Source organism: Rhodococcus sp. p52 (assembly GCF_000763325.2).
Lineage (GTDB): Bacteria > Actinomycetota > Actinomycetes > Mycobacteriales > Mycobacteriaceae > Rhodococcus > Rhodococcus pyridinivorans.
The window spans coordinates 4,677,622-4,694,399 of the sequence record NZ_CP016819.1; the positions used below are offsets into that span (position 1 = coordinate 4,677,622).

14 protein-coding genes are annotated in these 16,778 nt (G+C 69.6%); 4 read left to right on the forward strand and 10 right to left on the reverse strand.

What is annotated here, in order from left to right; translation table 11 throughout:
• The first annotated feature begins 130 nt into the window (after nucleotides 1-130).
• A complete protein-coding gene (locus IM25_RS21710) occupies nucleotides 131-1,867 on the forward strand; it encodes an NTP transferase domain-containing protein (RefSeq protein ID WP_065996402.1) in 1,737 nt (578 codons plus the stop codon).
• Nucleotide 1,868: 1 nt separating this feature from the next.
• Here the strand turns inward: IM25_RS21710 and IM25_RS21715 are convergent, their stop codons facing one another.
• The 8 genes from IM25_RS21715 to IM25_RS21750 form a co-directional block, all read right to left on the reverse strand.
• Entirely contained in the window at nucleotides 1,869-2,597 is a 729-nt protein-coding gene (locus IM25_RS21715) for a sirohydrochlorin chelatase (protein ID WP_019288475.1), read from the reverse strand.
• Entirely contained in the window at nucleotides 2,594-3,733 is a 1,140-nt protein-coding gene (locus IM25_RS21720; protein WP_006550252.1) for a uroporphyrinogen-III synthase, read from the reverse strand. The genes IM25_RS21715 and IM25_RS21720 overlap by 4 nt, the downstream gene beginning before the upstream one ends.
• Nucleotides 3,730-4,164, reverse strand: coding sequence for a nitrite reductase small subunit NirD (nirD, locus tag IM25_RS21725; protein ID WP_006550251.1), 435 nt, complete (start codon nucleotides 4,162-4,164; stop codon nucleotides 3,730-3,732). Before nirD ends, IM25_RS21720 begins: the two co-directional genes overlap by 4 nt.
• Before the next feature lie 89 nt (nucleotides 4,165-4,253).
• The gene (gene nirB / locus IM25_RS21730) at nucleotides 4,254-6,770 is read right to left on the reverse strand and encodes a nitrite reductase large subunit NirB (RefSeq protein ID WP_033097106.1); all 2,517 of its coding nucleotides are present in this window, start codon (nucleotides 6,768-6,770) and stop codon (nucleotides 4,254-4,256) included.
• Between the two features lie 29 nt (nucleotides 6,771-6,799).
• A complete protein-coding gene (locus IM25_RS21735) occupies nucleotides 6,800-8,254 on the reverse strand; it encodes a nitrate/nitrite transporter (RefSeq protein ID WP_065996403.1) in 1,455 nt (484 codons plus the stop codon).
• Between the two features lie 122 nt (nucleotides 8,255-8,376).
• Complete coding sequence (locus IM25_RS21740) at nucleotides 8,377-9,231, reverse strand: TIGR02569 family protein (RefSeq protein WP_006550248.1); 855 nt, start codon at nucleotides 9,229-9,231, stop codon at nucleotides 8,377-8,379.
• A gap of 75 nt (nucleotides 9,232-9,306) precedes the next feature.
• Nucleotides 9,307-10,539 carry an adenylyltransferase/sulfurtransferase MoeZ gene (gene moeZ, locus IM25_RS21745; RefSeq protein ID WP_052040030.1) on the reverse strand — a complete coding sequence of 411 codons (1,233 nt, stop codon included), beginning with the start codon at nucleotides 10,537-10,539 and terminating at the stop codon, nucleotides 9,307-9,309.
• An 89-nt stretch (nucleotides 10,540-10,628) separates the two neighbouring features.
• Nucleotides 10,629-11,687, reverse strand: a complete 1,059-nt coding sequence (locus IM25_RS21750) for a DUF3152 domain-containing protein (protein WP_373922158.1) — start codon at nucleotides 11,685-11,687, stop codon at nucleotides 10,629-10,631.
• A gap of 194 nt (nucleotides 11,688-11,881) precedes the next feature.
• Between IM25_RS21750 and IM25_RS21755 the strand changes: the two genes are divergently transcribed.
• A complete protein-coding gene (locus tag IM25_RS21755; RefSeq protein WP_065996405.1) occupies nucleotides 11,882-12,538 on the forward strand; it encodes a TetR/AcrR family transcriptional regulator in 657 nt (218 codons plus the stop codon).
• A gap of 91 nt (nucleotides 12,539-12,629) precedes the next feature.
• Here IM25_RS21755 and IM25_RS21760 read toward each other — a convergent pair whose 3' ends face one another.
• Both IM25_RS21760 and IM25_RS21765 read right to left on the reverse strand, forming a co-directional pair.
• The gene (locus tag IM25_RS21760) at nucleotides 12,630-12,860 is read right to left on the reverse strand and encodes a DUF3107 domain-containing protein (RefSeq protein WP_006550244.1); all 231 of its coding nucleotides are present in this window, start codon (nucleotides 12,858-12,860) and stop codon (nucleotides 12,630-12,632) included.
• Nucleotides 12,861-12,917: 57 nt separating this feature from the next.
• Nucleotides 12,918-13,622 (reverse strand): ferritin-like fold-containing protein, encoded by a 705-nt coding sequence (locus IM25_RS21765; RefSeq protein WP_033097104.1) that lies wholly within the window; start codon nucleotides 13,620-13,622, stop codon nucleotides 12,918-12,920.
• Between the two features lie 206 nt (nucleotides 13,623-13,828).
• On the opposite strand from IM25_RS21765, the gene IM25_RS21770 reads away from it, so the two are divergent.
• Both IM25_RS21770 and IM25_RS21775 read left to right on the forward strand, forming a co-directional pair.
• A complete protein-coding gene (locus IM25_RS21770) occupies nucleotides 13,829-15,493 on the forward strand; it encodes a DEAD/DEAH box helicase (RefSeq protein ID WP_033097103.1) in 1,665 nt (554 codons plus the stop codon).
• Between the two features lie 4 nt (nucleotides 15,494-15,497).
• The gene (locus IM25_RS21775; RefSeq protein WP_033097102.1) at nucleotides 15,498-16,703 is read left to right on the forward strand and encodes an Rv3212 family protein; all 1,206 of its coding nucleotides are present in this window, start codon (nucleotides 15,498-15,500) and stop codon (nucleotides 16,701-16,703) included.
• Nucleotides 16,704-16,778: the final 75 nt, after the last annotated feature.

Sequence of the window (16,778 nt, forward strand, 5' to 3'; positions counted from 1 at the left end):
TCCGCGACACGGCAGTGCGATCGGTGCCGGACACGGCAGTGCGATCGGTGCCGGACACGGCAGTGCGATCGGTGCCGGACACGGCGAGTACAGACGATCACGAGCGCGGCGGATGAGGCAGCATGAAGACATGAGCACGCTCACCCACGTCGAAGCCGTGATCGTCGCGGGAGGCCGCGCGACCCGCATGGGAGGCGTCGACAAGCCCGCTCTGACCGTCGGCGGCCGCAGGATGCTCGACACCGCCCTGGGCGCGGTCGAGGGGTGCGCGCGGGTGACGGTGGTGGGTCCGCACCGCGACGATCTCGACCTCCACGTGCTGCAGATCCAGGAGACACCGCCCGGTGCGGGTCCGGTCGCGGCGCTGGCAGCGGCGGATCCGGTCGCCGATCTCGTGGTCACTCTCGCCGCCGACCTTCCGTTCGTCACACCGACGACGGTTGCGGCCCTGCTGGAGGCCCTGAACGAGGATGCGACGGCCGAGGCCGCCTTCGCGGTGGACGACACCGGCCGGGTGCAGTTCCTGCTCGCCGCGTGGCGGACACCGGCGCTGGCCGCGCGTCTGGACTCTCTCGGTGGAGACGTCGCGAACCGGCCCATGAAGGCGTTGTTGCCCGAGCGGTACGTCACCGTCTCGGTGTCCGAGGCGACCGACTGCGACACCCCTGCCGATCTGGAGGCGGCGCGCGCCGGATCCGCGACCGCCCGTGTGGCCGCCGATCCGGACCGGGCGCGGAGAATCCTACGGGAAGCGTTGTCGCCGTTGCCTTTCCGCACCGTCCCGGTCGAGGAGGCGCGGGGCGCCACATTGGCGGCTCCGCTCGTCGCGGTGGAGGCGTTGCCTCGCGTCCGCACCTCGGCGATGGACGGTTACGCGGTGGCGGGCGACGGACCGTGGTTGTTGCGCAACGAGATCCGCTACGCGGGCGACGGAGGCTCGCTCACGCTCGGCGACGGGGAAGCGGCCCGGATTGCGACGGGCGCCCACCTGCCGGCCGGCGCGACCGCCGTCGTGCGCGACGAGTTCGTCCGCATGGAAGGCGGTCTCGTCAGTCGCCTGCCCGATGCGCCCGTGCGCGACGACGCGCGGCGCCGCGGGGAGGACTGGGAGTCGGGGACGGTCCTCGCCGAGGCCGGCACCGCCGTGAGCCCGGCGGTCGCCTCCGCGGCCGCCAGCGGTGAGGTCACCGAACTCCGGGTGCGAGGTCCTCTACGGGTGCATATAGTGCTCACCGGCGACGAGATCCGACGCACCGGCCCTCTGCGCGAGGGGCAGACGCGCGACTCGCTGGGTCCGGTACTCCCGGACTTCGTCCGCTGGTGCGGCGCCACGGTGGTCGGTGAAGGGCATCTCCGCGACACCGCCGACGGATTCGATGCGTTGTTCACGGGCACCGATGCCGATGCGATCGTCATCGTTGGCGCGACGGGCGGTGGCGCCGCCGATCAGTTGCGCGGTGCGCTGGCGCGGGCCGGCGCGCAGGTGGTCGTCGAACGGGTGCGGTGCAAGCCCGGCGGATCACAGGTCGCGGCGACGCTGCCGGACGGCCGTGCCGTGCTGGGACTGCCCGGGAATCCGGTGGCGGCGGTGTCGACGCTGCTGGTGCTGCTGCCTGCGATCGTCGACGGCCGCACCCTCCGCACCCCGGCGACTCCTGTGACCGCTCCGCTGGCGAACGCCTCGGAGGTCGTCGGCGACATCACGCGGTTGCTCCCCCCCCGCCAGGACGTGCAGGGACGATGGTTGTGCGACAATACGATTCGTACCGCGCATCTCGCCGGCCTCATCGGGCGCAGCGCGATCGCCGTGGTGCCACCGGGAGCGGTGGACGGCGACCGCGTCGAATTGCTGCCGCTCCCCCGCTGATTCAGGCGCGGTGGCGAGCCGCTCCCACGGGAGCGAGGCGCAACGCGTCGACTGCGGAGCGGTAGCGCCGGGCCACGAGGTCGACGACGGGTTCGGCGACACCGATCGGCGCAGCGACGCCGTCGGCGCCGACCTCCGCCAGGCGGTGGTGGAACAGACCGTCGGCGAGAAGATACGACGCGACGAACACCCGGTGTGCGCCGCCGGCGCGGACCTCGTCCACGACGGTCGCGACCCGCGGTTCTCCGGTGGCGATCCATCCGACGCGCACCGGGGTGTGCACGAGCGACGAGACCATGCGGGCCGTCACGTGGACGTCGTGGCGGGCGCGAGGGTCGGACGAGCCGGCGGCCGCGAGAACGACGTCGTCGCCCTCGACCCAGCCGGCCTGCCGCAACCGCTCGACGAGGACACGGGCGAGAGCAGGATCGGGACCGAGCGCGGGGGTGATCGTCACCGCGTCGTTCCCGCCGGCCGCGACCTCGCGCGGAACGTCGGTGTGCACGTGATAGCCGGAGGCGAGGAAGGCGGGGACGAGCACGGTCGGACGGCCGGTGTCGCGCAGGACCTCCGAGGGCGACGGTCCGAGGACGTCGACGAAGGCGACACGGGTGGGGCCGACGCGGGAGGAGACGGCATCGGCGAGCGCCGCGATCATGTCGACACCGCGCGGATTGCGGGTGCCGTGCGCAACGAGCAGGAGCGCCGGGTCGGCGTGTGTACCGGTCATGGATGCATTCCTTCCGGGTCGACGGCGAGGCGGTAGCCGCGCTTGACGACGGTCTGCACGATCGCCGGTGCGCCGAGAGCCGAGCGCACCCGGGCGACCGCGGTTTCGACGGCGTGAGTGTCGCCGCCACCGCCGGGCAGGGCCGCGAGGAGTTCCTCGCGGGAGACGACGAGACCGGCGCGCGCGACGAGTGTGCGCATCAGGGCCATCCCGGTAGGGGGAAGGCACCGCACGGTGCCGTCGACGATCACGCAGCGCCCTCGCGGACTGAGTACGTGACCGCCGGCCTCGATGCGCACAGCCCGCCGGGGCAGTTCCTCGGCGATGTGCCGGGCCAGCGAACCCAGCCGGGATCGGGTGGGCATGCTGACGGGTACGTCGAGTTCGGTGAGCGGTGCCGCGGTGACGGGACCGACGCACACCGCGGTGACGCCGGTCCGCAGCGACCGGAGCATCGGCTCGAGCCAGCCGGTCTCCTTGGCCCGCATGAGCATCGACGCGACGGCCGGTGCACTGGTGAAGCTCACGGCGTCGAGTCCGCGTTCGACGATCTGCTCGATCATCCGGTCGAGCGCGGTGAGATCCTCGGGGGCCGTCCATCGGTAGACCGGGACGGGCACGACGTCGGCGCCCGCAGCGCGCAGCGCATCGCACACGTCGGTCCCAGGCTCCCATTCGGTGCGCTCGCCGTGCAACTGCACCGCGATGCGGCGGCCGGCGACCCCCTCCTTCAGCAGAAGTTCGAGCACCTCGGCGGACGATTCCGAGGAAGGAGACCACTCCTCGCGGAGTTCGGCGGCCCGGATCGCGCCCGTGACCTTCGGGCCACGGGCGAGGATCCGGCTCGAGCCGAGTGCCTGCGCGAGGTCGTCGGCCAGTCCCCAGCCCTCCGCTGCACCCATCCACCCGCGGAATCCGATCGCCGTGGTGGCGATCGTGATGTCCGGGGGCTGCGCGACGATGCAGCGGGTGACGCGCTCGAGCTCGTCGTCGTCGGACAGCGGGATGATGCGGATGGCGGGGGCGTGCACGACCTCGGCCCCACGCCTGGTGAGGAGCGTGGCGAACTCGTCGGCACGCCGAGCGGCCGTCACGCCGATGGTGAATCCCCGCAACGGCGCGTTGTCGTCGCTCACGAACCCTCTCCGGTCGGCCCCTCGTGCCGCTGGTCACGGGGGACGAGGCTGTGGATCTGGACGACTCCCGCCCATACGCGCACCTCGTAGACGGGCAGACGCACCGACGGATCGTCGAGGTACCGGCCGTCGTCGAGGGAGAAGACCTGCTTGAGCAGCGGCGACGCCACGGTGGGCTCTCCGCCCCGGTCGCCCACGATACCGCGGGACATCACCGCGGCGCGGCCGAACGGATCGAAGTTGCTTACTGCGCGCAGCGTTCCGTCGTCGAGCAGGAACAGGGCCACCTGCTCGCCGCCGCGCAGCAGCACGGCCACGCCGCGGCCCGGAATGAGATGGCTGAGTGGACAGGCCGAGGTCCATTCCAGTCGCCCGTCGAACACGCTGTCGCGCGTCGATCCCCCTACGGTGTGCGTCTCGATGACGGTCATCGCTGTCCTCCTTGAAACTGCTGTCCTGAAGTGTGGGTGCCGGGTGTTTCGAGCGCGTTACCCGCTCGTTCCCTCGGGGTAAGCGGTCGTCACGCCCCGGTTCCGGGTCCGATGCCCGGCATACCCACGAGGACGGGGACCTTGCGGGGGCCGCTGTCGTCGAAGCGGACCGTGGGGTCGGGCTGCTCGGGCGCGTTGACGAACGAGACGAACCGCGCCAGCTTCTCCGGATCTTCGAGGACACCGGCCCACTCGTCCTTGTAGCCCTCGACATGCTTGGCCATCGCGGCCTCGAGATCGTCGGCGATGCCGAGGACATCGTCGCACACGACCTCCTCGAGGTGTGCGAGACCGCCCTCGAGTGCGTCGAGCCACGGCGCGGTGCGCTGAAGCCGGTCGGCGGTGCGGATGTAGAACATCAGGAACCGGTCGATGTAGCGGACGAGGGTCTCGTCGTCGAGACCACCGGCGAGGAGCTGTGCGTGCTTGGGCGACTGGCCGCCGTTGCCGCACACGTACAGGTTCCAGCCGTTCTCCGTCGCGATGACACCGACGTCCTTGCCGCGTGCCTCGGCGCATTCACGGGCGCAACCCGACACACCCATCTTGAGCTTGTGGGGCGATCGCAGTCCGCGGTAACGCAATTCGAGGGCGACGGCCATCCCGACCGAGTCCTGCACGCCGTAGCGGCACCAGGTGGAGCCGACACAGCTCTTGACGGTGCGCAGCGACTTGCCGTACGCCTGGCCGGATTCCATGCCGGCGTCGACGAGACGCTTCCAGATCTGCGGGAGCTGTTCGACGCGGGCACCGAACAGGTCGACGCGCTGACCGCCGGTCATCTTCACGTAGAGACCGAAATCGCGTGCCACCTCACCGATCACGATGAGCTGCTCGGGGGTGCACTCGCCACCGGGCATGCGCGGCACGACCGAGTAGGTGCCGTTCTTCTGGATGTTGGCGAGGAAGTGGTCGTTCGTGTCCTGCAGACCTGCCTGCTTCGGGTGCAGGATGTGGTCGGAGTCGGTGGACGCGAGGATCGAGGCGACCACCGGCTTGCAGATGTCGCAGCCGTGTCCGGTTCCGTACTGCGCGATGAGCGCGGAGAAGGTGCGGATGCCGGTGGCCTGGACGATCTCGAACAGTTCGGCGCGCGACTGCTCGAAGTGCTCGCACAGGGCCTTCGACATCTGCACACCCGACTGGGCGAGCAGTTGCTTGATGCTCGGGAGGCAGCCGCCGCAGGTGGTGCCCGCACTCGTGCACGACTTGATCTGCGCGATGTCGCAGGCGCCCTCGGAGATCGCGCCGCAGATCGCGCCCTTGGTGACACCGTTGCACGAGCACACCTCGGCGTCGTCGGGCAGCGCGCCGGCGCCCGGCTTCTCCCCCACCGGGGAGATCAGCGTGGCCGGATCACCCGGCAGTTCGCGGCCCACCAGCGGTCGCAGCGTGCCGTAGGCGGAGGCGTCGCCGACGAGGATGCCACCGAGCAGGGTCTTCGCGTCGTCGGAGACGACGAGCTTGGCGTAGGTGCCCTTCGCGGAGTCGGACAGCACGACCTCGAGGGCGCCGGGCGTCGTCGCGTGGGCGTCGCCGAAGCTCGCGACATCCACGCCGAGCAGTTTGAGCTTCGTCGACAGGTCGGCGCCGGGGAACTCGGCGGTGCCGCCGACGAGCCGGTCGGCGACGACCTCGGCGGTGCTGTAGCCGGGGGCTACGAGTCCGTAGCAGGTGCCCTCGACGGCCGCGCATTCACCGATCGCGTAGACGGCCTCGTCCGAGGTGCTCCGACAGGTGCGGTCCGTGAGCACACCGCCGCGGCCGCCGAGTTCGAGTCCGGCCTCGCGGGCGAGTTCGTCCTGGGGACGGATGCCGGCGGAGAAGATCACGAGCCCGGCCGCGAGGACGGAGCCGTCGGACAGGGTCACCTGGAGCGCCTCAGGTCCGGCCTCGATCTTCTCGGTGCCCACACCGGTGTGGGTGACGAGGCCGAGGTCGGTGACGAGACGGTCGAGGACACGGCCGCCGCCCTCGTCGACCTGGGCGGGCATGAGCCGGTTGTTGTACTCGACGACGTGCGGGGTCACGCCCAGCAGGCGCAGCGCGTTGGCGGCCTCGAGTCCGAGCAGGCCACCACCGATGACGATGCCGGCGAGGCCGGCGGCCTTGGCGCGTTCGGCGGCGGCGCGGATGCCGTCGAGATCGTCGAGCGTGCGGTAGACGAAGCAGCCGGGCAGGTCGTGGCCGGGCACGGGGGGCACGAAGGGGTACGAGCCGGTCGCGAGGACGAGGCTGTCGTAGGGCAGAACGTCGCCGCCGGCGGTGGTGACGGTGCGGGCCGCGCGGTCGATTCCCACGGCGCGGGTGCCGACACGCAGGTCGACGAGGTCGTCTGCTGCGTAGTCGTTTCCGGCGAGGGCGAGTTCCTTGCGGTCCCAGGCTCCGACGTAGGACGACAGTCCCACGCGGTCGTAGGCGGCGTCGGCCTCCTCGCCGAGCACGGTCACCGACCAGCTGTTCTGCTCGTCGCGGACGCGAAGGGCTTCGACGAAGCGGTGGGCGACCATTCCGTGTCCGACGACGACGACGTTCTTGCGGCTCATGATGTTCTCTTTCTTCGTGCCGGGATCGGTCAGACTGCGACGCGGGCCGGGGCGGGAGCCTCGCTGGACGGCTCGCTCGTGGGGGGGGTGTGAGGGCGGCGGAGGAAGACGAACCAGGTCACCGCGATGCACACGAGGTAGAAGATCGCGAAGACCCAGAAGGCCATCGTCGCGGACTGCGCCTCGCCGCCGTAGGAGGCGCGGAAGACGAGGTTGATGCCCACGCCGCCGAGTCCGCCGATGGCACCGGCGAAGCCGATGAGGGCACCGGACATGCTGCGCGACCAGGCGGCCTTCTCGTCGCGATCCAGTTCGTCGAGATCCTGCGCACGGGCCTCGAAGATGGACGGGATCATCTTGTAGACCGAGCCGTTGCCGAGCCCGGAGAGCAGGAACAGGGCGATGAAGCCGAGCACCATGGCGGTCAGCACACCGCCGGTCGCGGCGCCGGTGGTGCGGTCGTCGAGGGTGCCGGCGACGATGAGCACCGCGGCGGCCAGGGCCATCGCGACGAAGGTGTAGAGGGTGATCTTCCCGCCGCCGATGCGGTCGGCGAGCTTTCCGCCGAGCGGGCGCGAGATGGATCCGAGGAGCGGGCCGATGAAGGCGATCTGCGCGGCGTGCAGTGCGGCCTGGGCGGGGGTGTCGCCGCCGGCGAGGAAGTTGATCTGCAGGACCTGACCGAAGGCGAAGCTGAAGCCGATGAACGAACCGAAGGTGCCGATGTAGAGGAAGGAGATGATCCACGAGTCGCGGAACTTCAGCGCGGCGCCCATGGCCCGCAGGTCGGCCTTCTGATCACGGAGGTTGTCCATGAACAGGGCGGCACCGAGCGCGGCGACGGCGCACAGGACCAGGTAGACCGCGCACACGATCCAGGGCTCGGTGTTGCCGACGGTGGCGATGACGAGCAGGCCGATCAGCTGAACGGCCGGGACACCGATGTTCCCGCCGCCGGCGTTGAGTCCGAGGGCCCAGCCCTTCAGTCGCTGCGGGTAGAAGGCGTTGATGTTGGTCATCGACGACGCGAAGTTGCCGCCGCCGACACCGGCAAGTGCCGCGACCAGCATGAACGTCGTGTAGGAGTGACCCGGGTTCAGCATCAGGTACAGCGCCCCGATGGTGGGGATCAGCAGTACGAGGGCACTGAAGATGGTCCAGTTGCGGCCACCGAAACGGGCGGTGGCGACGGTGTAGGGGATGCGGAGGATCGCGCCGACGAGTGTGGGGACGGCGACCAGGAAGAACTTACCGGCGGCGTCGATGCCGTACACCTCGGTGGGCATGAACAGCACCATCACCGACCAGATCGACCAGACGGAGAAGCCGACGTGCTCGGCGATCACCGACCAGATCAGGTTGCGCTTGGCGACCTGCCTGCCGCCGGCCTCCCACGCCTCCACATCCTCGGCGTCCCACCGCTCGATGTTGTGCTTGCGCGCGAATTTGTCTCTGAGACTTTCCTTTTCGATGAAGGTCGTCATCGCCGTTCCTCCTCGGGTCCGTGTTGATCCCCAAGGTAGGAAACGGGTGTTGCTACGGTGCTGCCCGCGGTGACCGTCGCGTCAAGAGTTGCTCACCCCGGCCCCGGCCGCCCTGTGAGGTGTTACAGGAGGAACCGCACGAGGTCGGCGGTGTGCGCCAGGCCCGGGAAGGCGTCCTCGGTCGAGCGCGGGTGCAGCGCGTGCACGGCCAAACGGAAGATGACCGCGCGCAGCAGCATCTGCGGCCATTCCGGCAGATCCTCCCAGCGACCGATGAGCCCTTCGTCGGCACCGCCCCACGACAGTGCGTCGACGACGGCGACGGCGGCCGCCCACGAGGCCGGACGCCAGTAGGGGGTGATGTCGGTCAGCCCGGGTGCCGCGCGCCCGGCGAACAGGACGGTGCCGAACAGGTCGCCGTGGACGAGCTGGTCGGGCAGGTGCACGGGCTTGCGGAAGGTCGCGAGCTGGTTGATCAGGTCGAGACTCTTACGGCCGTCGGGGGTCACCGTCTCGGGCGCCCCCGCCGCGCGGGCGCTGCGCAGGGGCACGGTTTCCCAGGCCGCGCGGTCGGCCGCGACGAAGACGTCGACGTCCTCCCAGGGTGCGACCGGAGGCTGCATGAGGAAACGGGGACGTTCGAGCTGCGCGGTGGCGGTGTGCAGCCGCAGCGACAGCGAGACCACTTCGTCGTGCCTGGGCTCGGACGTACCGACGATGTAGGTGTCGGCGCGCCATCCGGAGACCACGTAGCGACCGTCGGTGGACCGCACCGGACGGGCCAGCCGCACACCGTCGACGGTCAGGGTCTCCCGCACTTTGGCGGACCAGGCCGCGCGAGCATGATCGGCGACTCGGGACAGCACCACGTCTCCACACCGGAAACCGCCGTCCCAGTCGGGCCCGAGCGGGACCGGTTCGACGTCGCGGAGACCGAATGTGGAGCACACGTGCTGAGGCGGTTCGAGTGAGCTCACGCAGCTCAACCTACCGCCGCACACCGCTCGGATCGGGAAGGCACTCCGCTGTTTCAGGTCACAACGAGGTCACCGTCAGTAGACCGGTAGCGAGGGATCCACCTGCTGCGCCCACGCGATCACCCCGCCGTGCAGATGTGTCGCGTCCGAGAATCCGGCTCGCACAAGCACTTCGAGCGCCTCGGCCGATCGGATTCCCGTCTTGCAGTACAGCACGATCGGCGTGTTCTGCGGCAGGTCGGCGAGGACCTCACCGGAGAGGATGCGGTCCTTCGGCACGAGCCGGGCACCGTCGATACGGACGATCTCCCATTCGACAGGTTCGCGCACGTCGATCAGCGCGAGGTCGCGGCCCTCGTCGAGCATCCGGCGCAACTCGCTGGGGGTGACGGCCGAGCGAGCCGACGCGGCGGCATCGGGAACGATCCCGCAGAAGGCCTCGTAGTCGACGAGTTCGGTGACCGGCACCCGTCCCGGATCGCGACGCAGGGTCACCGTCCGGAACGACATCGCAAGCGCGTCGTAGATCATGAGGCGGCCGAGCAACGGCTCACCGATCCCCGTGATGAGCTTGATCGCCTCGGTCGCCATGACGGTGCCGATCGTGCCGGGCAGGACACCGAGTACCCCGCCCTCCGCGCAGGAGGGAACCATCCCCGGTGCCGGTGCCTCGGGGTAGAGGTCGCGGTAGTTCAGGCCGCGTCCGTCCGGGGCGTCCTCCCAGAACACCGATACCTGGCCTTCGAAACGGAAGATCGATCCCCACACGTAGGGCTTGCCCGAGAGGACCGCGGCGTCGTTGACGAGATAGCGGGTCGCGAAGTTGTCGGTGCCGTCGAGGATGAGGTCGTACTGCTCGAACAGCTGCACGGCATTGCTCGACTCCAGGCGCGTCTCGTGCAGGCGCACAGTCACACCGTCGTTGATCGCCAGGATGCTGTCGCGGGCACTGTCCGCCTTGGGCCGTCCGACGTCGGAGCGGCCGTGGATCACCTGGCGCTGCAGGTTGGACGTCTCCACGTCGTCGAACTCGACGATGCCGATCGTGCCGACCCCCGCCGCCGCGAGATACAGCAGGGCGGGCGAACCCAGGCCGCCGGCGCCGATACACAGCACCCGCGCGTTCTTCAGGCGACGCTGGCCGGTGACCCCGACATTCGGGATGATCAGGTGACGGCTGTACCGCGCGACCTCCTCGCGACCGAGCTCCGGGCCGGGTTCCACCAACGGCGGAAGGGATCGGCGCGTCGACGGTGTCGTTGCGGTCACGGGTTCTCCTGTCGCGATGCGTCCTGCGTCACCGTCCATGGTGCCATTCCCTGCTGCGACCCCCATTCCGCCCGTCGACCCCCACCTCGCCCGTCGACTCCGCCCGGCCCGTCGACCCCGACCGGCGCCTACGCCCGCGGGTACGGCCACGGGTTGAACCGGCACCGCGCCCCGTCGGCGGGGACCGTGCCGCCCGGGTCCAGGCGCGCGATGTCGTCGTTGGCGGTGCCGAAGGTCTGCTGCATCATGATCGGCGCGAGGCCGCCGTCGGTGGTGCAGGCATCGTGTTGCGCCAGGCCGATGGCGTGGCCGACCTCGTGGTTGACGACGTACTGGCGGTACGACCCGATGTCGCCCTGGAAGGCGACGGCCCCGCGCACCCACCGCGCTTCGTTGAGGAACACCCGCTCCATCGAGGGGTTGAAGCACGATCCCTCGAGCGGGATGTCGTAGCCGCATCCTTCGCGAATGGTCATCTGCGAAGTGAGGGAGATCCGGAAGTCCGGCTCGCCGGTGTCGATCCGGCGGAAGGCGACCGCCTCGTCGCCGATCCAGCTGCGCGGGTCGGCAAGGGTCCGGTCGACCATCGACGCGAAGGCCGCGTCGCCGCCGTAGCCGGTGGTGTCGATGCCCTCCTCGAGTTCCACCGTGTAGGTGAACACACGGGTCTGCCCCGCGCCGACCTGACCCGTGGTGCCGGGCACGACCCGCCACTCCCGCGCACCGACCTCCGTGAACGGGCCGCCCTCCGGCAGCGCACCGGACTCGAGCGACTCGGGGAAGGTTCCCTCGGGTTGCGGGGCCTCGACGATGATCTCGGTGACCTCGCTCGCGTCGGTCTGGTCGGCGGGCTCCTCCGCTCCGGCGCCACGCGCGGCGTCCCACAGCACGATCAGGGTCACGACGGCGAGGATCGGAACGGCGTAGGCGCGCCAGCCGTAGGTGGCGACGAACCTGCCCACGCGGGTCTGCTTGCGGACGTCCCGTTCGGGTCGCGGTCGGCGCGGCGGCCGGTCCGGCCGTCCCACCGGGTCCCACACGGCACGCAGGGGCTGGTGCGACCGGCGACCCACCTCGGGTCGTTCCGTTCCTCGCGACCGGGACGAACCGGGCAGCGTCGGGGAAGGATCTGTCGGCGAGGAGCCCTGCGGGCCCCTGCTCTCGCGCACTCCTCCACGCTCGATCACGGATGTCAGGATGTCATATCGAGACCATTTCGATATCCGAAGCGCCGAACCTGCGCCCCCATTCGTGCACCGGGAACGGATACTGGGCGGTAGGCCGATCCGTTCGACACGCGACTTCACCTGTAACGTGCAGAGACGAGGAGCGCCGAGGTGGTACAGGCCACGTTCGGAAGTAGTGCAGATTGGGAGTAAGCATGACCGACGTCACCGAACGAGCATCCGGCCGGGGTTCCAACGGCAAACGGGGCGCCCGGATGCCGCGTGACGAGCGTCGTGCCCAGTTGCTCGAGGCTGCCAGCGAGGTATTCGTCACACGCGGTTACCACTCGGCCGGCATGGACGAGATCGCCGAGTGTGCCGGAGTGAGCAAGCCCGTCCTGTACCAGCACTTCCCCGGCAAGCTCGAACTGTATTGCGCCGTGCTCCAGAACTACGTGGACACCCTCATCAACGGCGTACGCCAGGCCCTGCGGTCCACCACCGACAACCGTCAGCGCGTGCGCGCCGCAGTGCAGGCCTTCTTCGATTTCGTCGACAACGACAGCCAGGGATTCCGGCTCGTCTTCGAATCCGATCTGATGGGCGAACCGCAGGTGTCGCGGCGAGTGGAGCAGGCCACCGAGGCGTGCGTCGACGCCGTCTTCGCCCTCGTCAGCCACGACTCCGGTCTCGATCCGTACCGGGCCCGCATCCTCGCGGTCGGCCTGGTGGGAACGAGCCAGTTCACCGCACGCTACTGGCTCGACGCCGCACGTCCGATCCCCAAGGAGGACGCCGTGGACACCACGGTCGCGCTGGCCTGGGGCGGTCTGAAGCACGTGCCGCTGCAGCCGGAACTCCGTCGTCGCTGACGACATATGAGCACCGTCGTCGCTGACGACACATACCGAGAACGACGAACGGGCCGGGCGACATGCCCCGGCCCGTTCTCGTCGGTCGCTCTCAGTTGGCGGCGAAGCCGACCTTGCCCAGCGTGGCAGGACCGATGTCCACGTAGCTGATCTTGGCGGCCTGCACGAGAACCTTGCGGCCCTTCTCGTCGACAAGGGCGAGCACCCCGTCGTCGGCGCCGTTCAACGCGGCCCGGACGAGCTTCTCCACCTCGTCGGGCGTCTGGTCGCTGACGACGACAACTTCGCGCGGGCTGTCCGCGACGCCGATCTTGACCTCCACGGTGGACCTCCGATTCTCATGCATTGAAACCGAGCTGGTACTGCTATCAGCCCCAGGCTAATGCAGTCCGAGCACCGACATCCGCTCGGTGTGCTCGACCTGCATGCGATCGAACAGCGCGGCGATGTTCGCCAGGTCACCGGACGCGAGAATCACCAGCTCGGCGAGTTTCTCGTTCTGCGCGAGGACGTACTGCGCCTGGGTGATGGCCTCGCCGAGCAGCCGGCGTCCCCACAGCATCAGGCGGTCCTTCTGCAGCGGGCTGCGCTCGACGACCTCACGGACCTCATGCACCACGAACTCCGAGTGGCCGGTCTCGGCGAGGACCTCTCGGACCACCGTGGACACCTCGGGAGCAAGCATGTCGGCGATCTCACAGTAGAAATCTGCGGCGATCCTGTCACCGACGTATGCCTTCACGAGAACCTCGAGCCACGTCGACGGAGTGGTCGAGGCGTGGTAGGCGTCGAGGGCTTTGCGGTAGGGCTCCATCGCCGCGTAGATCTCCACACCACGATCGGTGAGCGCGGTGTGGAGCGTCTCGAAATGGCTCATCTCCGCAGCTGCCATGCTTGCGAGGGCGACCCGCCCGCGCAGGGACGGGGAGAACCGTGCGTCCTCGGCGAGCCGGTAGAACGCCGAGATCTCGCCGTACGCGAGCAACGCGAAGAGCTCTGCGACACCGGGGTGATCGGCGGGGACTGCGGGTCCGCCCGGCGTCGTGCCGGACTCGGAGGTGGACTGCGGCGTATCGGCTCCCATGACGACGAAGCGTAGTACTACCTCGTGGAATGCGCCGGAACCGGTACAATGGATCGGGAAGCCCGCGCTTCGAGCCGCCGACCGTGGCCCGCGAGCTTCCCAGATAATGTGCGCGCACCCGAACTGCGGATCGCTGCCGCGCTTCGCCGAGCCTGGTGGAAACCGCTCGCGCTGAGGTGCAGGCCGGTCGCCTTTCCCCCTCGTGCGTGCGTGCCGAGACCAGGAAGGCCGGACCCCTGAGCAAGATCACCATCGACCACGAAGACGACGCGAGCGAAACGACCGTCTCCGCACAACTCGACTCCACCCACGTACCCCCCACCTTCGGCGAACTCGGTGTCCGCGACGAGATCGTCCGCGCCCTCGCCGAGGTCGGCATCGAACGCACCTTCGCGATCCAGGAACTCACCCTGCCGCTGGCCCTCGCCGGCGACGACCTCATCGGGCAGGCCCGTACGGGTATGGGCAAGACCTTCGGCTTCGGCGTTCCGCTCCTGCATCGCATCGCCACCGAGGGCTCCGGCACGACCACCCTCGACGGCACTCCCCGTGCACTCGTGATCGTCCCGACCCGCGAGCTGTGCATCCAGGTCACCAACGACCTCGTGAACGCTTCCAAGTACCTGCCCGGCAGCCGCAAGTCGGGCCTCGAGGTCCTGTCGATCTACGGTGGGCGCCCCTACGAGCAGCAGATCGACGAACTGAAGAAGGGTGTCGACGTCGTCGTCGGTACTCCCGGCCGTCTGCTCGATCTCGCCAACCAGGGCCATCTGATCCTGGGCAAGATCGGCGTGCTCGTCATGGACGAAGCCGACGAGATGCTCGACCTCGGCTTCCTGCCCGACATCGAGCGCATCCTCACGATGGTCCCCGACCGTCGTCAGACGATGCTGTTCTCGGCCACCATGCCCGGCCCGATCATCACCCTCGCCCGCACGTTCCTGAACCGCCCGACGCACATCCGGGCCGAGGAGGCCGAATCGTCGGCCGTGCACGAGCGCACCCAGCAGTTCATCTACCGGGCGCATGCACTCGACAAGGCCGAACTCGTCGCCCGCGTACTGCAGGCCGAGGGTCGCGGCGCCACCATGGTCTTCACCCGCACCAAGCGCACGGCGCAGAAGGTGGCCGACGACCTCGTCGAGCGCGGTTTCGCGTGCGGCGCGGTGCACGGCGACCTCGGTCAGATCGCGCGTGAGAAGGCACTCGACAAGTTCCGCAGCGGCAAGATCGACGTGCTCGTCGCCACGGACGTCGCCGCCCGCGGCATCGACATCGACGACGTCACCCACGTCATCAACTATCAGTGCCCCGAGGACGAGAAGACCTACGTCCACCGCATCGGCCGTACCGGTCGCGCCGGACGCACCGGTATCGCGATCACCCTCGTCGACTGGGACGACGTGCCGCGCTGGCAGCTCATCGACAAGGCTCTCGATCTCGGTATCCCGGATCCGATCGAAACCTACTCGAGCTCCCCGCACCTGTTCGAGGAGCTGAACATCCCGTCCGACGCCACCGGACGCGTCCGCAAGGCCGCTCCCGCCGCCTCGGAGAACGGTGAGAAGCGCGAGCGCGTCGAGCGCGAGGGCGGATCCCGCCCGAAGCGCAACCGGGTCCGCCGTCGTACCGTCCGCGGAAAGTCTGCCGACGGCTCCGCAACGGATGTGGCCGCAACCGGTTCGGACGACTCGGTGAATGCCGAGAACGAGCCTGCCGCAGCGGAGACGGGTGAGGACACCGGGGCGGCCGCTCCGGCACGTCGTCGCCGTCGTCGCCGTCGCACCCGCTCGGGCGAGGGCCCGGCCGGTCGCGCAGAGCAGCAGGACACGTCGAACGTGGAAGCGGTCTCGACGTCGTCTGCCCGATAACCACGTGCTCGCGCCCGAGCGCCGCACCCGCACCGACCTTCTCGTCGCAGCCGCACTCGTCGTCACCGCTCTGGTGGCGGCGAGTGTCGTCTGGCTGAACTCGGATGCGCGGGGCACCACGTCGACCACCTGGGACGGCCCTGTCCCCACTCTCGCTGCCGCGCAATCTCTTCCGCGCACGCTCGCCGAACTGTGGCGTGCTCCGAGTACGGCGACGACCGCACCGGTGGTGTCCGGCGGCACGGTCGCCACGGCAGACGGTGGTGCGGTGGTCGGCCGCGACCCGCAATCCGGCGAGGAACGCTGGCGGTACGACCGCGACCGGGCGTTGTGCGCGGTCACCGAGGCCTGGGGCGACGTGGTCTCGGTCTATCGCGGCCCGCGGGGATGCGGTCAGGTCACCGCGCTCGACTCGGGCAGTGGCTCTCGGGGCGCGCAACGGTCGAGCGACGCCGACGATCCGATCCGGGTCGTCGGCGCCGGTTCGCACCTGATCGCCTTCGGCGAGTCACGTCTTGAGATGTGGCGCTCCGATCTGGTGCGCACGGTCGAGTACGGGCGCGTCGACGCACCGGTGAACCCGAACGCGCAGCCACGATCGGGTTGCGAACTGCGCTCGGCGGATTCGGGCGCCGAAGTGCTGGCCGTGCTCGAGCAGTGCGCGAACGAGCCGACCAATCGGCTCACCCTTCTCGATCCCACCCCCGACGACAGCGCCAAGCCCGAGGAGTTCGCGTCGTCTGTGCTGCCGGAAGCGGGCGGGGACTCCCGCATCGTCGCGGTGGTCGGCGACCGCACGGCGGTCTACCTGGCCCCGGACGACAACGACGGGCCGCGCATCGAGGTCTTCGACAGCGAGGGCGTCCTCCTCGACACGCACGCCCTGTCGCGTCCTGCCGGCGAATCGGACGACCCCGCCCTCGAGCGCGGCGGCGTGCTCGTGTGGTGGACGGGCCGCGACACCGTCGCATTGTCCACCACCGATTTCGCCCCGCAGTGGACCGTCGAGGACACTCTCGGCAACGGCGACATCATGGCCGGTTCGCTGCTCCTTCCCGTCGAGGACGCCCTCGTGGGAGTCGACTCACGGACCGGTGAACCCGGCCCGCGCATCGACGTCGAGCGCGGGACGGTCTCCACGGTGAACGTCGCCGTCGCGGGGAATGTCGTGGTCGAGCAACGCGGCGATGAGCTCGTGGCACTGCGCTGATGGCGAGCCGTCCCGGTCGGTGCTGAAAGCGAGCCGTCCCGGTCGGTGCTGAAAGCGAGCCGTGCCGGTCGGTGC